This window comes from Bradyrhizobium sp. Kon56 (assembly GCF_055807635.1).
Map to the genome: position 1 here is coordinate 292,830 of NZ_JBVVOU010000004.1, position 20,152 is coordinate 312,981.

Annotated in this window: 13 protein-coding genes and 2 pseudogenes; all 15 read left to right on the top strand. The window is 65.5% G+C overall.

The genetic code is table 11. The features are described from left to right. The first annotated feature begins 2 nt into the window (after positions 1 to 2). The 15 genes and pseudogenes from murD (at position 3) to greA (ending at position 20,144) form a co-directional block, all read left to right on the top strand. Complete coding sequence (murD, locus tag AC0L3B_RS09125) at positions 3 to 1,403, top strand: UDP-N-acetylmuramoyl-L-alanine--D-glutamate ligase (RefSeq protein ID WP_018454237.1); 1,401 nt, start codon at positions 3 to 5, stop codon at positions 1,401 to 1,403. Between the two features lie 238 nt (positions 1,404 to 1,641). Further along, the gene (gene ftsW, locus AC0L3B_RS09130) at positions 1,642 to 2,793 is read left to right on the top strand and encodes a putative lipid II flippase FtsW (RefSeq protein WP_018454238.1); all 1,152 of its coding nucleotides are present in this window, start codon (positions 1,642 to 1,644) and stop codon (positions 2,791 to 2,793) included. A 111-nt stretch (positions 2,794 to 2,904) separates the two neighbouring features. Further along, entirely contained in the window at positions 2,905 to 4,005 is a 1,101-nt protein-coding gene (gene murG, locus AC0L3B_RS09135) for an undecaprenyldiphospho-muramoylpentapeptide beta-N-acetylglucosaminyltransferase (protein ID WP_473380309.1), read from the top strand. A gap of 138 nt (positions 4,006 to 4,143) precedes the next feature. Further along, entirely contained in the window at positions 4,144 to 5,547 is a 1,404-nt protein-coding gene (murC, locus tag AC0L3B_RS09140; RefSeq protein ID WP_026232694.1) for a UDP-N-acetylmuramate--L-alanine ligase, read from the top strand. A 4-nt stretch (positions 5,548 to 5,551) separates the two neighbouring features. Further along, positions 5,552 to 6,472, top strand: a complete 921-nt coding sequence (gene murB, locus AC0L3B_RS09145) for a UDP-N-acetylmuramate dehydrogenase (protein ID WP_473380310.1) — start codon at positions 5,552 to 5,554, stop codon at positions 6,470 to 6,472. 22 nt (positions 6,473 to 6,494) lie between these two features. Continuing rightward, positions 6,495 to 7,481: a D-alanine--D-alanine ligase family protein gene (locus tag AC0L3B_RS09150; RefSeq protein WP_085349138.1), complete on the top strand. Its 987-nt coding sequence runs from the start codon at positions 6,495 to 6,497 to the stop codon at positions 7,479 to 7,481. Positions 7,482 to 7,831: 350 nt separating this feature from the next. Then, on the top strand, positions 7,832 to 8,860 hold the full coding sequence (locus AC0L3B_RS09155; protein WP_026232695.1) for a cell division protein FtsQ/DivIB: 1,029 nt from the start codon (positions 7,832 to 7,834) through the stop codon (positions 8,858 to 8,860). Next, positions 8,857 to 10,179 carry a cell division protein FtsA gene (ftsA, locus tag AC0L3B_RS09160; protein WP_018454244.1) on the top strand — a complete coding sequence of 441 codons (1,323 nt, stop codon included), beginning with the start codon at positions 8,857 to 8,859 and terminating at the stop codon, positions 10,177 to 10,179. The genes AC0L3B_RS09155 and ftsA overlap by 4 nt, the downstream gene beginning before the upstream one ends. Before the next feature lie 87 nt (positions 10,180 to 10,266). Continuing rightward, the gene (gene ftsZ, locus AC0L3B_RS09165; RefSeq protein WP_018454245.1) at positions 10,267 to 12,072 is read left to right on the top strand and encodes a cell division protein FtsZ; all 1,806 of its coding nucleotides are present in this window, start codon (positions 10,267 to 10,269) and stop codon (positions 12,070 to 12,072) included. Between the two features lie 357 nt (positions 12,073 to 12,429). Next, entirely contained in the window at positions 12,430 to 13,392 is a 963-nt protein-coding gene (lpxC, locus tag AC0L3B_RS09170) for a UDP-3-O-acyl-N-acetylglucosamine deacetylase (protein ID WP_026232696.1), read from the top strand. A gap of 296 nt (positions 13,393 to 13,688) precedes the next feature. Beyond that, positions 13,689 to 14,594 carry an outer membrane protein assembly factor BamD gene (locus tag AC0L3B_RS09175; RefSeq protein WP_026232697.1) on the top strand — a complete coding sequence of 302 codons (906 nt, stop codon included), beginning with the start codon at positions 13,689 to 13,691 and terminating at the stop codon, positions 14,592 to 14,594. A 13-nt stretch (positions 14,595 to 14,607) separates the two neighbouring features. Further along, a complete protein-coding gene (gene recN, locus AC0L3B_RS09180; protein ID WP_473380311.1) occupies positions 14,608 to 16,281 on the top strand; it encodes a DNA repair protein RecN in 1,674 nt (557 codons plus the stop codon). Between the two features lie 162 nt (positions 16,282 to 16,443). Then, positions 16,444 to 17,469, top strand: a pseudogene (ligA, locus tag AC0L3B_RS09185) (NAD-dependent DNA ligase LigA); the annotation flags it as partial. 3 nt (positions 17,470 to 17,472) lie between these two features. Next, positions 17,473 to 19,458 (top strand): annotated as a pseudogene (gene carB / locus AC0L3B_RS09190) (carbamoyl-phosphate synthase large subunit); the annotation flags it as partial. A gap of 212 nt (positions 19,459 to 19,670) precedes the next feature. Beyond that, a complete protein-coding gene (greA, locus tag AC0L3B_RS09195; protein ID WP_007596674.1) occupies positions 19,671 to 20,144 on the top strand; it encodes a transcription elongation factor GreA in 474 nt (157 codons plus the stop codon). Positions 20,145 to 20,152: the final 8 nt, after the last annotated feature.

Consider the following 20,152-nt stretch of genomic DNA (forward strand, 5'->3'; position numbering starts at 1 on the left):
CGATGATCCCCGTCACGTCCTTTGCCGGCAAGACGGTCGCGGTGTTCGGCCTCGGCGGCTCGGGGCTCGCCTCCTGTCACGCGTTGAAAGCGGGCGGCGCCGAGGTGATCGCCGCCGACGACAGCGCCGAGAATGTCGCCAAGGCCGCGCAAGCGGGCTTCATCACGGCTGATTTGCGCAACGTCTCATGGGCGAATTTCGCCGCGCTGGTGCTCGCGCCCGGTGTGCCGATGACCCACCCAGTGCCGCATTGGAGCGTGCTGAAGGCGCGCGAGGCCGCTATCGAGGTGATCGGCGACATCGAGCTGTTCTGCCGCGAAAGGCGCCGGCACGCGCCGGATGCGCCGTTCGTCGCCATCACCGGCACCAATGGCAAATCGACGACGACGGCTTTGATCGCGCATCTCACCAAGGTCGCCGGCTATGACACCCAGATGGGCGGAAATATCGGCACCGCGATCCTGTCGCTGGAGCCGCCGGGCATGGGCCGCGTCCACGTCATCGAGATGTCGTCCTATCAGATCGACCTCACGCCTTCACTCGATCCCTCCGTCGGCATTCTGCTCAATGTCAGCGAAGACCACATCGATCGCCACGGCACCATCGCGCATTACGCCGCGGTGAAGGAGCGACTCGTTGCCGGTGTGCAGGCCGGCGGCACCGCGATCGTCGGCGTCGACGACGGCTTTTGCCGCGATATCGCCGACCGGCTCGATCGCGCCGGCAAGAACGTGGTGCGGATCTCCGTCAAGAATCCGCTGGCCAGCGGCATCCATGTCGAGCACGGCCATATCGTGCGCAATTCGGGCGGCGCGCGCAGCGAAATCGCGGCGCTCGGCGGCATCGGTTCTCTGCGCGGCTTGCACAATGCGCAGAACGCGGCGTGCGCGGCAGCCGCCGCGCTCGCGATGGGCATCGGCCTCGACGTCTTGCAGAACGGCCTGCGCAGCTTCCCCGGCCTTGCGCATCGCATGGAGCAGGTCGGCCGCCGCGGCAACGTGCTGTTCGTCAACGATTCCAAGGGCACCAATGCCGACGCCACCGCGCATGCGCTGTCGTCCTTTTCGGACATCTTCTGGATCGCGGGCGGCAAGCCGAAGGCCGGCGGAATCACCGGCCTCACCGGCTACTTCCCGCGCATCCGAAAAGCCTATCTGATCGGCGAGGCCGCGCAGGAATTTTCGGGCACGCTCGGCACGAAGGTGCCGCACGAGATCAGCCAGACCCTCGACGTCGCCGTCGAGCAAGCCGCATGCGATGCGGAGGCGTCAGGCATCGCTGACGCGGTCGTCCTGCTGTCGCCCGCCTGCGCCTCCTTCGACCAGTATCGCAACTTCGAAATTCGCGGCACCAGGTTCCGCGAGCTGGTGCAGGCGCTGCCGGGCATGAAGCCGGTGGTGTAGGGACGCTGCTGGTTGTTGCTCCGCTGTCGTCGCCCGGCTTGACCGGGTGATCCAGTACGCCGCGGCTGTGGTTATGAACCCTCGACGTCTCTGGAATACTGGATGCCCCGCTTTCGCGGGGCATGACGGGCATTTGAGGTAAGCGCTCGCCTTCATCTCCAATCATCCCCGTTTCCTTAACCCCCCGGTAACCAACCTCGGCGACCAATGGACCGACCTCTGTCCGAAAGCGGCCGCCATGCTCTCCCGTGAAGAACGCACCCCCTTTTCCGAGTGGTGGTGGACCGTCGACAAGCCGCTGATGGGTGCCATCCTGGCGCTGATGCTGACCGGCGTGATCCTGTCGCTGGCGGCGAGCCCGCCGGTTGCGACCCGCATCGGGCTCGATCCCTTCCACTTCTTCAGCCGCCACGTGCTATTCCTGGTGCCGTCCTGCATCGTGCTGCTCGGGGTGTCCTTCCTGTCGCCGCGGGCGATCCGTCGCTCGGCGCTGATCATCTTTGCGGTCAGCATCGTCCTGATCGTGCTGACGCTCGCGATCGGCCCCGAAGTAAAGGGCTCGCGGCGCTGGATCACGCTACTCGGCCTCAATATCCAGGCCTCCGAGATCGCAAAACCGTCGTTCGTCGTCATGGCCGCCTGGCTGTTCGCGGAATCCACTAGGCGGCCAGAAATGCCGGCGACCTCGATGGCGCTGGTGCTGCTCTTGATGCTGGTCTCGCTGCTGGTGATGGAGCCCGACTTCGGCCAGACCATGCTGATCCTGATGGTGTGGGGCTCGCTGTTCTTCATCGCGGGCATGCGGATGATCTGGGTGTTCGGGCTCGCCGGCCTCGGCGCCGCCGGACTGTTCAGCGCCTATCTTTTTGTTCCCCACGTCGCCGGCCGCATCAAGCGCTTCATGAATCCGGCCTCGGGCGACACCTTCCAGGTCGATACCGCCATGGAGGCCTTCTACAATGGCGGCTGGTTCGGCCTCGGACCGGGCGAGGGCATCGCCAAGCGCAGCCTGCCCGACAGCCACACCGATTTCGTGTTCGCGGTTGCCGCCGAAGAGTTCGGCATCATCCTGTGCCTCGCGATGCTGGCACTGTTTGCTTTCGTCGTCATCCGGACGCTGTCGCGCGCCTATGCCAACGAGGACATGTTCTCGCGCTTCGCGGCCTCGGGCTTGGCGATCCTGTTCGGCGTGCAGGCCGCCATCAACATGTCGGTCAATCTCCAGCTCATCCCCGCCAAGGGCATGACGCTGCCCTTCATCTCCTATGGTGGCTCCTCGATCGTGTCGCTGGCCTATGGTGTCGGCATGATGCTCGCGCTGACGCGGCTGCGCCCGCGCACCGAAGTCGAGGCGAGCGGCCACGCCGAGGCGATGCGCAGCTACGCATAGTTTTTCGTCATTGCGAGCGAAGCGAAGCAATCCAGAATCTCTCCGCGGTGGCAGTCTGGATTGCTTCGCTGCGCTCGCAATGACGAAAGAGTCCTTGTAAAACTCGCCACCATGGACACCTCCCCCCTGATTCTTCTCGCCGCGGGCGGCACCGGCGGCCATCTGTTTCCGGCCGAGGCGCTCGGCGTCGAGCTGATCCGGCGCGGCTTCCGCGTCCGCCTCGTCACGGACGAGCGCGCGCTGCGCTACAGCGGACTGTTCACCAAGGACATGATCGACGTCGTCTCGAGCGAGACTGCGCGCGGACGCAATCCGCTGCAGCTCGCCTATGCCGGCCTGACGCTCGCGGCCGGCACGCTGTCCGCCTACAGCCTGATCAAGCGACTGAAGCCGGTCGCCGTCGTCGGCTTCGGCGGCTATCCGACGCTGCCGCCGCTGGTCGCCGCAAAATTCGCCGGCGTGCCCGGCATCATCCATGACGCCAATGCGGTGCTCGGCCGCGCCAACCGGTTCCTGTCGAGCCGCGTCCAAGCCATCGCGACGTCGTTGCCCGGCGTGCTCGATCGCGATCCGGCGCTTTCAGGCAAGACCACGACGGTCGGCACGCCGATGCGTCCGGCGATCCTCGCCGCAGCTGGCGTGCCATATGCTGCGCCTGAAGTGAACGGTCCGCTGCGCCTGCTCGTCGTCGGCGGCAGCCAGGGCGCGCGCATCATGGCCGACATCGTGCCGGGCGCGATCGAGCGCCTCGGGCCTGCGCTGTGGAGCCGGCTCGTCCTCACCCAGCAGGTGCGCGACGAGGATATGGCGCGCGTGCGTGCGGTCTACGACAGACTGAAGATCAAGGCCGAGCTCGCGCCGTTTTTCACCGATCTTCCGGCACGGCTGGCCTCCAACCATCTGGTGGTGTCGCGCTCAGGCGCCGGCACCGTGGCGGAACTTGCCGCGATGGGGCGGCCCTCGATCCTGGTGCCGCTGCCGGGCGCGATCGACCAGGACCAGTTCGCCAATGCCGGCGTGCTGGCCAAGGTCGACGGTGCGATCCGCATTCCGCAGACCGAGTTTTCCTCCGATCGCCTCGCCGCCGAGATCTCCGCCTTCGCCGCCGAGCCCGCGCGTCTTGCCGCCATGGCGCAGGCCGCCCGCGGCGCCGGCCGGCTCGACGCAGCGGAGCGGCTGGCCGATCTGGTGGCCAAAATCGCGGGAATCTGACGCGAAATCGGCCGGAATTCCTACTTTTGCCGTCATGGCCGGGCTTGTCCCGGCCATCCACGTCTTGCAAGAAGTGGTAAGGATTCGTGGATGCCCGGGACGAGCCCGGGCATGACGAAGGGAACTGCGGGATACACAATGAGACTGCCGCGCGAGATCGGACCTATCCACTTCGTCGGGATCGGCGGGATAGGCATGAGCGGAATCGCCGAGGTGCTGCTCAATCTCGGCTATTCCGTGCAGGGTTCGGACGCCTCCGACAATTACAATCTCGACCGCCTGCGCAAGAACGGTGCGAGGGTCTCGGTCGGCCACAAGGCGGAGAACGTCGACGGCGCCGAGGTCGTCGTGGTTTCTACCGCGATCAAGCGCGACAATCCGGAACTGACGGCGGCGCGCGAACGGCGCATCCCCGTGGTGCGCCGCGCCGAGATGCTGGCCGAGCTCATGCGGCTGAAGAGCTGCGTCGCCATCGCCGGCACCCACGGCAAGACCACCACGACCACGATGGTCGCGACGCTGCTCGACGCCGGCGGCCTCGATCCCACCGTGATCAACGGCGGCATCATCAATGCCTACGGCTCCAATGCGCGTCTCGGTGCGGGTGACTGGATGGTGGTCGAAGCGGACGAGAGCGACGGCACGTTCCTGAAGCTGCCGACCGAGGTCGCGATCGTCACCAATGTCGATCCCGAGCATCTCGATCACTTCAAGACCTTCGAGGCGGTGCAGGACGCCTTCCGCCATTTCGTCGAGAACCTGCCGTTCTATGGCTTCGCCGTGATGTGCATCGATCATCCCGTGGTGCAAACCCTTGTCGGCAAGATCGAGGATCGACGCATCATCACCTATGGTGAGAATCCGCAGGCCGATGTGCGCTTCGTCGACCTGACCCCGACGGGCGGCGGATCGAAGTTCAAGGTTGCCTTCCGCGATCGCAAGACGGGCGCCGTGCACGAGATCTCCGATCTCATGCTGCCGATGCCGGGGCGCCACAATGCCTCCAACGCGACCGCCGCGATTGCGGTCGCGCGCGAGCTCGGCGTGTCGGACGAGGCGATCCGCAAGGCGATCGCCGGCTTCGGCGGCGTCAAGCGCCGCTTCACCAAGACCGGCGAGTGGAACGGCGTCACCGTCATCGACGACTACGGCCATCATCCGGTCGAGATCGCGGCGGTGCTGAAGGCGGCGCGGGAATCCACCAACGGCAAGATCGTCGCGGTGGTGCAGCCGCATCGCTACACCCGCCTGCAGTCGCTGTTCGAGGAATTCTGCACCTGCTTCAACGATGCGGATGCGGTGATCGTCGCCGAGGTCTATGCTGCGGGCGAGACGCCGATCGAAGGCATCGATCGCGACCATTTCGCCGCGGGCCTGCGCGCCCACGGCCACCGCGAGGTGATCCCGCTGCCCGCGGCGTCCGATCTCGCTGGCATCGTCAAGGGCGTGGCGAAGTCCGGCGATCTCGTCGTGTGTCTGGGCGCCGGCAACATCACGCAATGGGCGTATGCCTTGCCCGGCGAATTGAAGGCGCTGGGGTAGCGCAGTGAGCTTCCCCGACATCACACCCGACCTCAAAGCCGTGATGCCCGATCTTCGCGGCCGGCTGCTGGCGAACCAGTCGCTCGCCGAGCTCACCTGGTTTCGCGTCGGAGGTCCCGCGCAGGTGCTGTTCACGCCGACGGATGAGGACGATCTCTCTTATTTCCTCGCGCATCTCGCAAGCGACATTCCCGTCTATGTCGTCGGCGTCGGCTCCAACCTGATCGTGCGCGACGGCGGCATGGCGGGCGTGGTGATCCGGCTTGCGCCGCGCGCCTTTGGCGAGGCGAGCGCGAGCGGCGATGTCGTCACCGCGGGCGCAGCCGCGCTCGACAAGCGCGTGGCGGAAGTCGCCGCGTCGGCCAATATCGGCGGGCTCGAATTTTACTTCGGCATTCCCGGCACGATCGGCGGCGCGCTGCGCATGAATGCGGGCGCCAATGGCGGCGAGACCAAGGACGTGTTGATCGAGGCGCGTGGCGTCGGGCGCGACGGCACGAAGCACATCTTCTCCAATGCCGACATGAAGTTTGTCTACCGCAGCAGCGGCGTCGATGCTTCCATCGTCTTCACCTCCGCGCGTTTTCGCGGCGAGATGGGGGATGCCGAGGCGATCCGCGCGCGCATGGCGGAAGTGCAAACCCATCGCGAGACCGCGCAGCCGATCCGCGAAAAGACCGGCGGCTCGACCTTCAAGAATCCGCCCGGCCATTCCGCCTGGAAGCTGGTCGATGCCGCCGGCTGCCGCGGTTTGCGCGTCGGCGGTGCAGAAGTCTCCGAGATGCACTGCAATTTCCTGATCAACACGGGCAATGCCACCGCGCACGATATCGAGACGCTGGGCGAGACCGTACGTGAACGGGTGAAGGCAAATTCCGGAATTGAGCTACACTGGGAAATCAAGCGGATCGGAATTCCCGGCTAATTTGGACAAGCGACGAGAGAACATGCGCATCACCATCCTCTTCGGCGGCTCCAACCGCGAACGTCTGGTTTCCGTCGCCTCAGCCCAGGCGCTGCATCAGGCGCTGCCCGAGGCCGATCTCTGGTGGTGGGACGTCGAGGACAAGGTGCATGTCGTGCAGTCCAAACAGCTGCTCGAACATGCCCGCCCGTTCGAGGACGAGTTCAAGCCGGGCACGTCGGGCATTCCGTTGGAGCAGGCGCTCGACCAGGCCAGGGCGGAGGACCGCGTGCTGGTGCTCGGCCTGCATGGCGGGCGTGCCGAGAACGGCGAATTGCAGGTGATGTGCGAAGCGCGCGGCGTGCCGTTCACCGGATCGGGCTCGGCCTCCTCGCATCTCGCGTTCGACAAGATCGCGGCCAAGCATTTCGCCGCGCTCGGCGGCGTGACGCCGCCGGCCAACATTGCGCTGGACCAGATCGACGAGGCCTTCGCCGAATACGGCCGGCTGATCGCAAAGCCCGCCAGGGATGGCTCGAGCTACGGCCTGATCTTCGTCAACGCCAAGCAGGATCTCGTCGCCGTTCGCAATGCGGCCAAGCACGAAGAGTACGTGATCGAGCCCTACATCTCCGGCGTCGAGGCGACCTGCGGCGTGCTGGAGCGGCCGGACGGCTCGATCATCTCGCTGCCGCCGATCGAGATCATTCCGGGCGAGGGCAGTTTCGACTACGCGGCGAAATATCTTTTGAAGTCGACCCAAGAGATCTGTCCCGGCCGTTTCGCACCCGAAATCACCGCCGCGCTGAAGCACCAGGCGATGCTGGCGCACCGGGCGATGTCGTGTACCGGCTATTCCCGTTCGGACTTCATCGTCTCGGACAAGGGGCTGGTCTATCTCGAAACCAACACGCTGCCCGGCCTGACCAAGTCCTCGCTTTACCCCAAGGCGCTGAAGGCCGAGAGCATCGAGTTCGTCGACTTCCTGCGCGGCCTGATCGAGCTCGCTGTGGCCGGTGTGCGAAAATAATTAGGACTGGTTAACGGCCGAACTGGCGAAACGGCCGGTTTTGGAACCCAAAACCGGTAAAATGCCGGATATTGCGGCATAAATGCCTCACAGGCCTGGGCAAAAAGCTCACGTCGTTAACGAACTTTACCTTTTGTTTACCAGGACGTCCGAAGGTTAACGCTGGCGGCGCATATGACGCTTTGGCTGCCGGCGCGTGGACCGTTGCGGGTGTTGTCACCCCCAGCGAACGCTCTGAAGGGGAGAGGTTTTCTTCTGCTGAAGACCAGCACCCGGCCCGGCAAGTCCGAGACGTCATGTTCGCCAGGACCCGCGCGATGTCGCGGGCAAACTGTTGACGAGCTCGTGCAATGGATGGAGCAGGAAGCCTCACTCGGTCGCTTTTCAGATCGCTGAGGCCCCAAGCTGACCTGAAGGCGGCCGCTATCGGAGCGGTCGTGCTTCTGCGCGAGTGGGTGCAGGACAAGCGTCAGGAAAGAGTTCTCGGCGCCCGTGCTGCCGCCAAGGAAAAGACCAGGGCCAAAGCCATCGTCGAGCGCGAGCCGCCGCCGCGGTTGGTCGCGCTGGTCGAGCGCTATCTGCCGCGCCGGGTCGGGATCAGCATGACGGTGCTGCTCCTGATCGGAAGCTGCGGCTTCGGTATCGTCAAGGGCGGCCATCTCCAGGATTTCATCACGGCGGTCAACGACACCCGCAACGCGCTGGCCAATTCCGCCGGCTTCCGCATCACCTCCGTCGTGATCAACGGTCGCAAGCAGCTCAGCCAGGACGAGATCCTCGCGATCGGCGGCGTCAGCGGCCGATCCTCGCTGCTGTTTCTCGACGCCGACGCCGTGCGCGACAAGCTCAAGGCCAATCCCTGGATCGCGGATGCGACCGTGCTGAAGCTCTATCCGGGCCAGCTCATGATCGAGCTCACCGAGCGCAAGGCGTTCGCGCTGTGGCAGGAGGCCGGCCGGCTCTCCGTCATCGCCGATGACGGCGCCGTGCTCGAACCCTATGTCTCGCGCCGCTTCCTGTCGCTGCCGCTCGTGGTCGGCAAGGGCGCCGAGACGCAGGCCCGCGATTTCCTCGCTTTGCTGGCGCGCTATCCGCAGGTCAATTCCATTACCAAGGCCGCGATCTTCGTCGGTGAGCGGCGCTGGAACCTGAGGCTCAAGGACGGCCTCGACATCCGCCTGCCCGAACAGGACGTCGGCAACGCGCTTGCGATGCTGTCCAGGCTCGACAAGGAGGACAGGCTGTTCTCCCGCGACATCGTCGCCGTCGACCTGCGCCTGCCCGATCGGCTGGTGGTGCAGCTGTCCGAGGACGCCGCCAAGGCGCGCGACGATTTGTTCAAGGACAAGAAGAAGAAAAAGGCCGGGGACGCTGCATGACCGGTCTTGATCGCACCCAGACACCGAAGACACGCCCGATGCCGCACAAGCGCGGCGGCCTCGTCGCCTGCCTCGACATCGGCACCAGCAAGATCGCCTGCATGATCGCCCGGCTGAAGCCGTCGGCGCCGAGCGAAGCCCTGCGCGACCGGACCCATGCGGTGGAGCTGATCGGCTACAGCCAGATTCAGTCGCGCGGCATGAAGGCCGGCGCCGTGATCGATCTCGGCGAATGCGAGCAGGCGGTGCGACAGGCCGTCGGGCTTGCAGAGAAAATGGCCAAGGTGCGGGTCGAGTCCGTGCTGCTGTCGGTCTCCGGCGGCCGGCTCTCCGGTCAGCTGGTCGAAGCTGCGGCCGACATCCGCGGCGGCGCCGTGACACCGGCCGATGTCAGCCGCGTCACCTCCACCGGCATGCGCCACGCCACCGGCGAAGGCCGCACCGTGCTGCACGCGCTGCCGGTCGGCTACACGCTTGACGGCGTCAAAGGTATCCGCGACCCCCGCGGCATGGTTGCGCATCAGTTCGGCATCGACATGAATGTCGTCACCTGCGACGCCACGGTGGCGCGGAACCTGATGCTGGCGGTCGAACGCTGCCACATCAACGTCGAAGCCATGGCGGCAAGCCCCTATGTGGCAGGCCTGTCGGTGCTGACCGACGACGAGGCCGATCTCGGCGCCGCCGTGGTCGAAATGGGCGCGGGCACCACCACGATCGCGGTCTTTTCCGGCGGCCACTTCGTGCATGCCGCGGGTTTTGCGGTCGGCGGGCAACACATCACGATGGATCTGGCGCGCGGACTCTCCGCGACCATTGCCGATGCCGAGCGAATCAAGACGTTATACGGGACCGTCATCACCGGCGGATCGGACTCGCGTGAGCTGATGTCTGTACCGACAGCCGGTGACGAGCAGGATCTGCCGCAGATCGTCTCCCGCGCTACCATCGCCAACATCGTCAAGCATCGTGCCGAGGAAGTCTTCGAAATGGTTCGGGACAAGCTGAAGGATTCGCCCTTCGCCTCGGAGCCGAACGGCCGCGTCGTGCTCTCGGGCGGGGCCTCGCAGCTCACGGGTCTCGTTGAGCTCGGAACGCAGATTCTCGGCCGGCCCGTGCGGGTCGGACGTCCGCTCGGTTTCGGCCGGCTGCCCAACGAGGCGAAGAACGCCGCCTTCGCGGTGCCGGCCGGACTGCTCGTCTACCCGCAATATGTTCACCACGAACATGTCGAACCGCGGCATACGCGGCAGCAGGTCAGGACGGGGACCGGCGGGTATTTCGGAAAGGTCGGACGATGGCTACGCGAGGGCTTCTGATGACTCCTTCCCGCAATATTCGATTTTCACCAACTCCCGCGGCCGCCGGCCGGGGCGAACCCACGCGCGCGTGATCGAGAGGCAAACATGACCATCAGCATCAATGTTCCTGATATTCACGAACTGAAGCCCCGCATCACCGTGTTCGGCGTCGGCGGCGCCGGTGGTAACGCCGTCAACAACATGATCACGGCGGGCCTCCAGGGCGTCGACTTCGTGGTCGCCAACACCGACGCGCAGGCGCTGACGATGTCGAAGGCGCAGCGCATCGTGCAGATGGGCACGGCGGCCACGCAAGGGTTGGGCGCAGGTTCGCAGCCGGTGGTCGGCGCGGCCGCGGCCGAAGAAGTCATGGACGAACTCCGTGACCATCTCTCGGGCGCCAACATGGTGTTCGTCACCGCCGGCATGGGCGGCGGCACCGGCACCGGCGCAGCTCCCGTGATCGCCAAGATCGCGCGCGAGATGGGCATCCTCACCGTCGGCGTCGTGACCAAGCCCTTCCACTTCGAGGGCGGCCGCCGCATGCGCACCGCGGAAGCGGGCATCAATGAGCTGCACAAGGTCGTTGATACGCTGCTGATCATCCCGAACCAGAACCTGTTCCGGGTCGCGAACGAGAAGACCACCTTCGCCGACGCCTTCGCGATGGCCGACCAGGTGCTCTATTCGGGCGTTGCCTGCATCACCGACCTGATGGTCAAGGAAGGCCTGATCAATCTCGACTTCGCCGACGTTCGCGCCGTCATGCGCGAGATGGGCAAGGCGATGATGGGCACGGGCGAAGCCTCCGGCGACAAGCGCGCGCTGACCGCCGCCGAAGCCGCGATCGCCAACCCGCTGATCGACGATAGCTCGATGAAGGGCGCCAAGGGCCTCCTGATCTCCATCACCGGCGGCAAGGATCTCACCCTGTTCGAGGTCGACGAAGCTGCGACCCGCATCCGCGAGGAAGTCGATCAGGACGCCAACATCATCGTCGGCGCCACCTTCGACGAAGCCCTCGACGGTCTGATCCGCGTCTCGGTCGTCGCCACCGGCATCGAACAGGCCGCGATCGCGCGCAACAGCCAGGCCACCAGCGCTCCCGTGGCGAATCCTGCTCCGCAGGCGCAGCAGGCTCCCGCCGCTCCCGCCGCGGCTGCCGAGAGCCGTCTTGCCGATTTGACCGCGCGGCTGCGCGCTGACAATCAGCGCATGGCCGAGCGCGCCCAGAAGTTCGAAGGACAGACCCCGGCCACAGGAACCGGCCAATTTGCCGCCGCTCCCACGGCTCCGCGTCCGAACGTCGAGCGCGCTGCGCTTGCCGCCATCGCCGCCGCCGTTGCGGACGTTCCGCAGGCTCCCGCGCCGATGCAGACCTATGGCGACGTTACCGTGCGCCCGATCGCGCAGAAGCCCACGCTGTTCCCCGAGCCCGAGCAGGCGCCGATGGCCATGCAAGAGCCGATGACGCCGGAAACCTTCATCCCTCCGCAGGCCGAGCGTGCACCGGTCCGCACACCGCGGATGCCGCGGATCGAGGAACTTCCGATGCCCGCCCAGGCCGAGCTTCGCCAGGCCCGCGGCGAGGTCGAGGAGGAGACCCCGCAGAAGACCCGGCTGTCGCTGCTGCAGCGCCTCGCCAATGTCGGCCTCGGCCGTCGTGACGAGGAGACCGAGGCGCCGATCGCGGCCCGCACCGCCGGTCCCGCGATGCCGCCACTGCCCGATCGCCGCCCCCAGAAGACCGTGGCGCAGCAAATCGCTTCTACCGAGCCGGTGTCCGAGTATGCACGTCGTCCCGCGCCGCAGGGCCTGGACATGCACGGCCGTCCCGCGCCTGTTGCCCCGGCGCCACAGGGAGATGACCATCTTGATATCCCGGCCTTCCTGCGGCGGCAGGCGACCTGAGGATTGTTACAATAAGGCGGACGAAAAAAGGTCCCGGCGGGAAGCTTGCCGGGGCCTTTTCTTTTGCCCCGTGCATATCCGGATTGCGTGGCCAAACAACTGATTTTAAATCATTAATTACGTATTCGATGGTTCAGTAAAACTACCGAAAACGGTCCCGAACTCCGGTCCAATTTGGTTAAGCCTTGGCGCGAATACGGCGGGTTTGGGGTAACAATCGGTAAAAAAGCGTGAGTTGGCGCTGTTTAGGGCAGTGACTATGGTTTGCCGTGACTTGGGGATACGGATTCGGAACAGCGGTCTAGGCCGCAGTCGGGTTCAGTATAAGTCGCGATGGTCGTAGTGGGGCGGTTCCTGATGAAATTTAGCCGGCAAACAACGCTTCGCGCGCAAGCCAGTGTGGCAGGCGTCGGCGTTCATTCCGGTCTTCCCGTCACGCTCACGCTTGGACCCGCGCCTGTCGACGCGGGCTTTGTTTTTATCCGCACCGGGCTCGAGGGAAGCGACCGCGAAGTTCAGGCCACCGCCGAGCAGGTGATCGCGACGGATTTCGCCACCGTCCTCGGTGATCGCAACGGTCCGCTGGTTTCCACCGCCGAGCATGTCCTTGCTGCGCTGCGGGGAATGGGCGTCGACAACGCCATCATTGAGATCGATGGGCCGGAAGTGCCGATCATGGACGGCAGCGCGGCAGCCTTCGTTGCGGCGATCGACCAGGCCGGCATCGTGACCCAGCCGGCGCAGCGCCGCTTCATCCAGGTTTTGAAGCCGATCTCGGTCAAGATCGGCGACTCCTTCGGTGAGATCAGGCCCTATGCCGACGGGTTCCGCGCCGAGGTCGAGATCGACTTCACCAATCCTGTCATCGGCCAGCAGAGCTATGCCTTCGACCTCAACCCGGAGCGTTTCCGCCGCGAAGTCGGCCGGGCCCGGACTTTCGGTCTGATGTGCGACGTCGCGCGGCTCTGGAGCGCCGGCTATGCGCTCGGTGCCTCATTCGACAACACCGTCGTGTTCGACGAGGAGCGGCTGCTCAACACCGAGGGCCTGCGCTACGCCGACGAATGCGCCCGCCACAAGGTGCTGGACGTGATCGGCGACCTCGCGCTGGCGGGTCTGCCGCTGCTCGGCGCCTACCGCTCGGTACGTGGCGGCCACAAGCTCAACCACGCCGTTCTGACCGCGCTGCTCGCCGACCGCACCGCTTGGCGGGTGGTCGAGGGCGAGGCAGCCCGCCGCACCACGCGTCCGGTGGCCGAAACCGGTCGCGGCATCGTCGGTGGCCGGATCGCCGCGGTCTACGGGCCGGACGTTTCCTGAAGAGAGACGTTTCCTGCAGCGGACGTTTCCTAGACGAGAGACGCGTCCTGAAGAGACCCGTCGCCGCGGGCGTTTGGCGGCGGCTTTCCCCGGGAAACTCCTGGTAACGATGATCGGCTAGGATTGCGGCGCGTTCGCCTTAATCCGGGCGGAATGCCTGCCTATCCGGTTGGTTGAAGATCGTTTTTCGGTTACACCGGCGTGGTCGCACGGCAGGCACCACGGCTATATTTCGCGCCCAGGACGGGGTTCATGGGCTGGCGGACACCGCACCACAGGGCGTCAGGGCAATACTCATGTCGGCACAGCGTATGACGCGCGGATATCTTCAAGTCCCGTCTCGAGAAGTCTCGTCTCGAGCCCGTGGGCTGCTTCAGGTTGTCGCCCTCTTCGTGCTCGCGCTGCCGCTGGCCGGCTGCGGCACCGGCGCGCTTTGGGACAAGTTCACCGCCAAGGACGACACCTTCGTCGAGGAGCCCGCCGACAAGATCTACAATGAGGGCCTGTACCTCATGAACGAGAAGAAGGACATGAAGGCGGCGAACAAGAAGTTCGAAGAGGTCGACCGCCAGCATCCTTATTCCGACTGGGCCCGCAAATCATTGCTGATGTCGGCCTACGCGTCCTACCAGGGTGGCGATTATGACAATTGTATCGGCGCGGCCACCCGCTACGTCACGCTGCATCCCGGCAGCCCGGATGCGGCCTACGCGCAATATCTGATCGCCGCCTCGCATTACGACCAGATTCCGGACATCAGCCGCGACCAGACCCGCACCGAGAAGGCGATCGCCTCGCTGGAAGAGGTGGTGCGCAAATATCCGACCTCCGAATATGCGACCTCGGCCAAGGCCAAGATCGAAGGTGCGCGCGACCAGCTCGCCGGCAAGGAAATGAACGTCGGCCGCTATTACGCGCAGAAGCGCGACTACACGGCGGCGATCAACCGGTACAAGGCCGTGGTGACGCAGTACCAGACCACCCGCCATGTCGAGGAGGCGCTGTACCGCCTGACCGAGGCCTATATGGCGATCGGCATCGTTGGCGAGGCCCAGACGGCCGCCGCCGTGCTCGGGCACAATTTTCCTGACAGTCGCTGGTACAAGGACGCCTATAATCTTGTAAAATCAGGCGGTCTCGAACCGAGCGAGAATCAGGGGTCCTGGATTAGCAAGACCTTCAAGAAAATGGGTCTCGGCTAGGAAATAGAATTCCATGCTGGCGCGTCTGTCGATCCGTGACATCGTCCTGATCGAACGGCTCGATATCGAATTCGCACCGGGCCTCGCGGTTTTGACCGGCGAGACCGGTGCGGGCAAATCCATCCTGCTCGATGCCTTTGCGTTGGCGCTCGGCGGCCGCGGCGATGCCGGCCTCGTGCGGCATGGGGCGGAGCAGGGGCAGGTCACTGCCGTATTCGATATCCCAAAAAACCATCCCGCGGCCAAAATCCTCGCGGAGAACGGGCTGGACGATACCGGCGAGATGATTCTCCGCCGGGTCCAGCTCGCCGACGGCCGCACCCGCGCCTTCATCAACGACCAGGCGATCAGCGTGCAGACGCTGAAGGCTGTCGGTGCCGCCCTGGTCGAGATCCACGGCCAGCACGATGAGCGCGCGCTGGTCGATGCCGCCACCCACCGCCGCCTGCTCGACGCCTTCGCCGGTCTCGAAAAGGACGTCTCGGCGGTCGAGGCGCTCTGGGAGGCCCGCCGCACCGCCAACACCGCGCTGGAGGAGCATCGCGCCGGCATGGAACGCGCCGCGCGCGAAGCCGATTACCTCCGCCACGCGTCCGACGAATTGAAGCAGCTCGCGCCCAAGGACGGCGAGGAGACCTCGCTGGCCTCCCGTCGGACCACGATGATGCAGGGCGAGAAGATCGCCTCCGACCTCCGCGAGGCGCAGGAGGCGGTCGGCGGCCACCATTCGCCGGTCGCCTCGCTGTCGGCGGCCGTGCGCCGGCTGGAGCGTCGCGGCGTCAACGCGCCGGCGCTGGTCGAGCCCGCGGTGAGGGCGATCGACATCGCCATCAACGCGCTGGAGGAAGCCGACCAGCATCTCCAGGCGGCGCTTGCCGCGACCGATTTCGATCCCTCGGAGCTCGAACGCATCGAGGAGCGCTTGTTCGCGCTGCGTGCAGCCTCGCGCAAATATTCGACGCCGGTCGACGGGCTCGCCGCGCTTGCTGCCAGATACGCCGCCGATGTCGTTCTGATCGATGCCGGCGCCTCACGGCTGAAAAAGCTGGAGCAGGCCGCGATCGAAGCCGACGCGCGCTATGCGGCGGCTGCGAAGAAGCTGTCGATGGCGCGGCAGAAATCGGCGGAGAAGCTCAACAAGGCGGTCAATGCCGAGCTCGCGCCGCTCAAACTCGAACGCGCCAAGTTCATGACCCAGGTCCAGACCGACGAGGCAGCTCCAGGCCCGCAGGGGTTCGATCGCGTCGAGTTCTGGGTGCAGACCAACCCGGGCACCAAGCCAGGGCCGATGATGAAGGTCGCCTCCGGCGGCGAGCTGTCTCGTTTCCTGCTGGCGCTGAAGGTCGTGCTGTCCGACCGCGGCTCGGCGCCGACTTTGGTCTTCGACGAGATCGACACCGGCGTCGGCGGCGCGGTTGCGGACGCGATCGGCGGACGGTTGGCGCGGCTCGCCGGCAAGGTTCAGGTGATGGCCGTAACCCATGCCCCGCAGGTCGCTGCCCGTGCCGACCAGCATTTGCTGATCTCCAAGGACGCGCTGGACAAGGGCAAGCGCGTCGCCACCCGCGTCAATGCGCTCGCCGCCGACCACCGCCGCGAGGAGATCGCGCGGATGCTCGCCGGCGCCGAGATCACCGCCGAGGCGAGGGCTGCCGCGGACCGGTTGCTCAAGGCGGCGACGGCTTGATTTCGTGTCCCGGACGCGCGCAAGCGCGAGCCGGGACCCAGAATGTCGCCCCGATGGGCTCCGGCTCTGCAGCGCACCGCTCAAGAAGCGCTGCGCTGCGTCCGGGGCGCGAGACCTCAACACGCCTTTACCCTCCCGTCCGCTCCATCGTATCCAAGCACCATGGCCAGAGCAGCAAAATCCAAACCAACACCGCTTCGCGACGTTGCCGATCTCACCAAGGCGCAGGCCAAGGTCGAGCACATGCGGCTCGCGCTCGAGATCGAGGGGCATAACGAACGCTACTACCAGGACGACGCGCCCACCGTCACCGACGCCGAGTATGACGCGCTACGCCAGCGCTTCAACGCGATCGAGAAGCGCTTTCCGGAATTCGTCAGCGCGGACTCTCCGTCGCAGAAAGTCGGTGCTGCACCATCAGGCCGCTTCAAGAAGGTGCGGCATGCCGTCCCCATGCTGTCGCTCGACAACGCCTTTGCGGAAGAGGATCTGCGCGACTTCGTCGGCCGCATCGTGCGCTTCCTGAAGCTCGACGACGACAAGATCGATTTCTCGGCCGAGCCGAAGATCGACGGCCTCTCGATGTCGCTGCGCTACGAGGGCGGTGAACTCGTCACCGCGGCGACTCGCGGCGACGGCGCGGTCGGCGAGGACGTCACCGCCAACATCCGCACGCTCGAGGACGTGCCGAAGAGGCTGAAGGGCCGCAACGTCCCCGATATCTGCGAGGTGCGCGGCGAGGTCTACATGACCAAGAAGGCCTTCCTCGCGCTCAACGAGCGGCAGAAGGCGGAAGGCAGCACCATCTTCGCCAATCCGCGCAATTCGGCCGCGGGCTCGCTCCGGCAGAAGGATCCGACCATCACCGCCTCGCGCCCCCTCGGCTTCTTCGCCTATGCCTGGGGCGAGATGAGCGCGATGCCGGAGGGCACGCAGAGCGGCATGATCGGCTGGTTCGAGCGCTGCGGATTCAAGACCAACCCGCTGACCAGGCTCTGTCACTCCGTCGAGGAGCTGCTGGCGTTTCATCATGCGATCGAGGAGCAGCGCGCAAAGCTCGACTACGACATCGACGGCGTCGTCTACAAGGTCGATCGCATCGACTGGCAGGAGCGGCTCGGCTTCGTCTCGCGCACGCCGCGCTGGGGCATTGCCCACAAATTCCCGGCCGAGCGCGCCACGACGGTGTAGGCGATGCGGCTCGGCTGGTCGGACGAGGAGATCTTCAATTCCTGCAAGATCGATCCGTGGTTCCTCAGCGAGATGCGCGGCATCGTCGAGATGGAAGCGAAGGTCCGCAAGAACGGCCTGCCGGGCAACGCCTTCGGCATGCGCACGCTCAAGGCCATGGGCTTCTCCGATGCCCGGCTCGCGGTGATCGCGGAGACGACGGAGGCCGAGGTCACGGCGAAGCGCCACGCGCTCGGCGTTCGCCCGGTCTACAAGCGCATCGATACCTGCGCGGCCGAGTTCGCTTCGCCCACCGCCTACATGTACTCGACCTATGAGGCGCCATTCGCGGGCACGCCTGCGGACGAGAGCTCGCCGTCCGACAAGAAGAAGGTCATCATCCTCGGCGGCGGACCGAACCGCATCGGCCAGGGCATCGAGTTCGACTATTGCTGCTGTCACGCCTGCTTCGCGCTGCACGACGCCGGCTACGAATCCATCATGGTCAACTGCAACCCGGAGACGGTGTCGACCGACTACGACACCGCCGATCGGCTCTATTTCGAGCCGCTCACCGCCGAGGACGTGCTGGAGATCATCGCGAAGGAACGCACCAACGGCACGCTGCACGGCGTCATCGTGCAGTTCGGCGGCCAGACCCCGCTCAAGCTCGCGCGTGCGCTGGAAGCCGCCGAAGTGCCGATCCTCGGCACCTCGCCCGACGCCATCGACCTTGCGGAAGACCGCGACCGCTTCAAGCGGGTGCTCGACAAGCTGCGGCTGAAGCAGCCCAAGAACGGCATCGCCTATTCGGTGGAGCAAGCGCGCCTGGTCGCAACCGATCTCGGGCTGCCCCTGGTGGTGCGCCCGTCCTACGTGCTCGGCGGCCGCGCGATGCAAATCATCCGCGAGGAAAACCAGCTCAGCGATTACCTGCTCGGCACGCTGCCGGAGCTGGTGCCGGGCGACGTCAAGGCGCGCTACCCGAACGACAAGACCGGCCAGATCAACACCGTGCTCGGCAAGAATCCGCTGCTGTTCGACCGCTATCTGTCCGATGCGACCGAGATCGACGTCGACTGCCTCTGCGACGGCAAGGACACCTTCATCGTCGGCATCATGGAGCACATCGAGGAAGCCGGCATCCATTCCGGCGACAGCGCCTGCTCGCTGCCGCCGCACTCGCTGGACGACAAGATGATCGAGGAGCTGGAGCGGCAGACCCGCGAGCTGGCCCTCGGCCTCGACGTCGTCGGCCTGATGAATGTGCAATACGCCATCAAGGACGGCGAGATCTACGTGCTCGAAGTCAATCCGCGGGCCTCGCGCACGGTGCCCTTTGTCGCCAAGGTGGTCGGTACGCCTGTCGCGAAGATCGCGGCGCGCGTCATGGCCGGCGAGAAGCTTGCCGATTTCAAGCTGAAGAAGGCGAACCTCGATCATGTCGGCGTGAAGGAATCGGTGTTTCCGTTCGCCCGCTTCCCCGGGGTCGATACCGTGCTCGGCCCCGAGATGCGCTCGACCGGCGAGGTCATGGGCATCGACCGCTCCTTTGCGGTGGCGTTCGCCAAGAGCCAGCTCGGCGGCGGCACGCGGGTGCCGCGCAAGGGCACGGTGTTCGTTTCGGTTCGCGAGAGCGACAAGACGCGCATCACCGAGGCCGTTCGCGAGCTGCATTCGCTCGGCTTCAAGGTGCTGGCGACGTCGGGCACGGCCCGCTTCCTGACCGACCAGGGGATCCCGACCGAGAAGGTGAACAAGGTGCTGGAGGGCCGGCCGCACATCGTCGATGCCATCACCAATGGCGACGTCCAGCTCGTCTTCAACACCACCGAAGGCCCGCAGGCGCTCGCCGACAGCCGTTCTCTGCGGCGCGCGGCCCTCTTGCATAAAGTGCCGTATTACACCACTCTTTCCGGGGCCGTGGCGGCCGCGCAGGGCATCCGCGCCTATCTGGGCGGGGACCTTGAGGTTCGGACCCTGCAGAGCTACTTTTCGGAAACCTGATCGCGAGCGGAAGGCCCAACCTTCTGTTAAGTGATTGGCGGTGAAGCCACTATGGCCGGAGGAACTGTCCGGACATATGGTTGTTCTGTTCCGGTGCCAAGCCCATATGAACGTTCGGCGGCACGCGCGTTGAGCCCCCGGACAGACTGACGAATCAAGTTGCGTGCGCGCTGACTTTTCAGGGCGCGCGCGACCGAAGGACGAGAGAAGAGATGGAAAAGGTACCGATGACAGCGGGCGGCTTTGCCGCGCTCGGGGAAGAACTGAAGAAGCGCCAGTCGGAGGACCGTCCGCGGATCATCGAGCATATCGCCGAGGCGCGCTCGCACGGAGACCTTTCGGAGAACGCGGAATACCACGCCGCGAAGGAAGAGCAGTCCCACAATGAAGGCCGCATCGCCGAGCTCGAGGACAAGCTGGCGCGCGCCGACATCATCGACATCTCGAAGCTGTCCGGCGACACCATCAAGTTCGGCGCGACCGTGACACTGGTCGACGAGGACACCGAAAAGAAGACGGTGTGGCAGATCGTCGGCGAGGTCGAGGCCGACGCCAAGAAGGGCCGCATCTCCATCACCTCGCCGCTCGCGCGCGCGCTGATCGGCAAGAAGAAGGGCTCAACAGTCGAGGTCAACGCACCCGGCGGCGCCAAGGCTTATGAGATCACCAAGGTGGAGTGGCGGTAACGATTTGC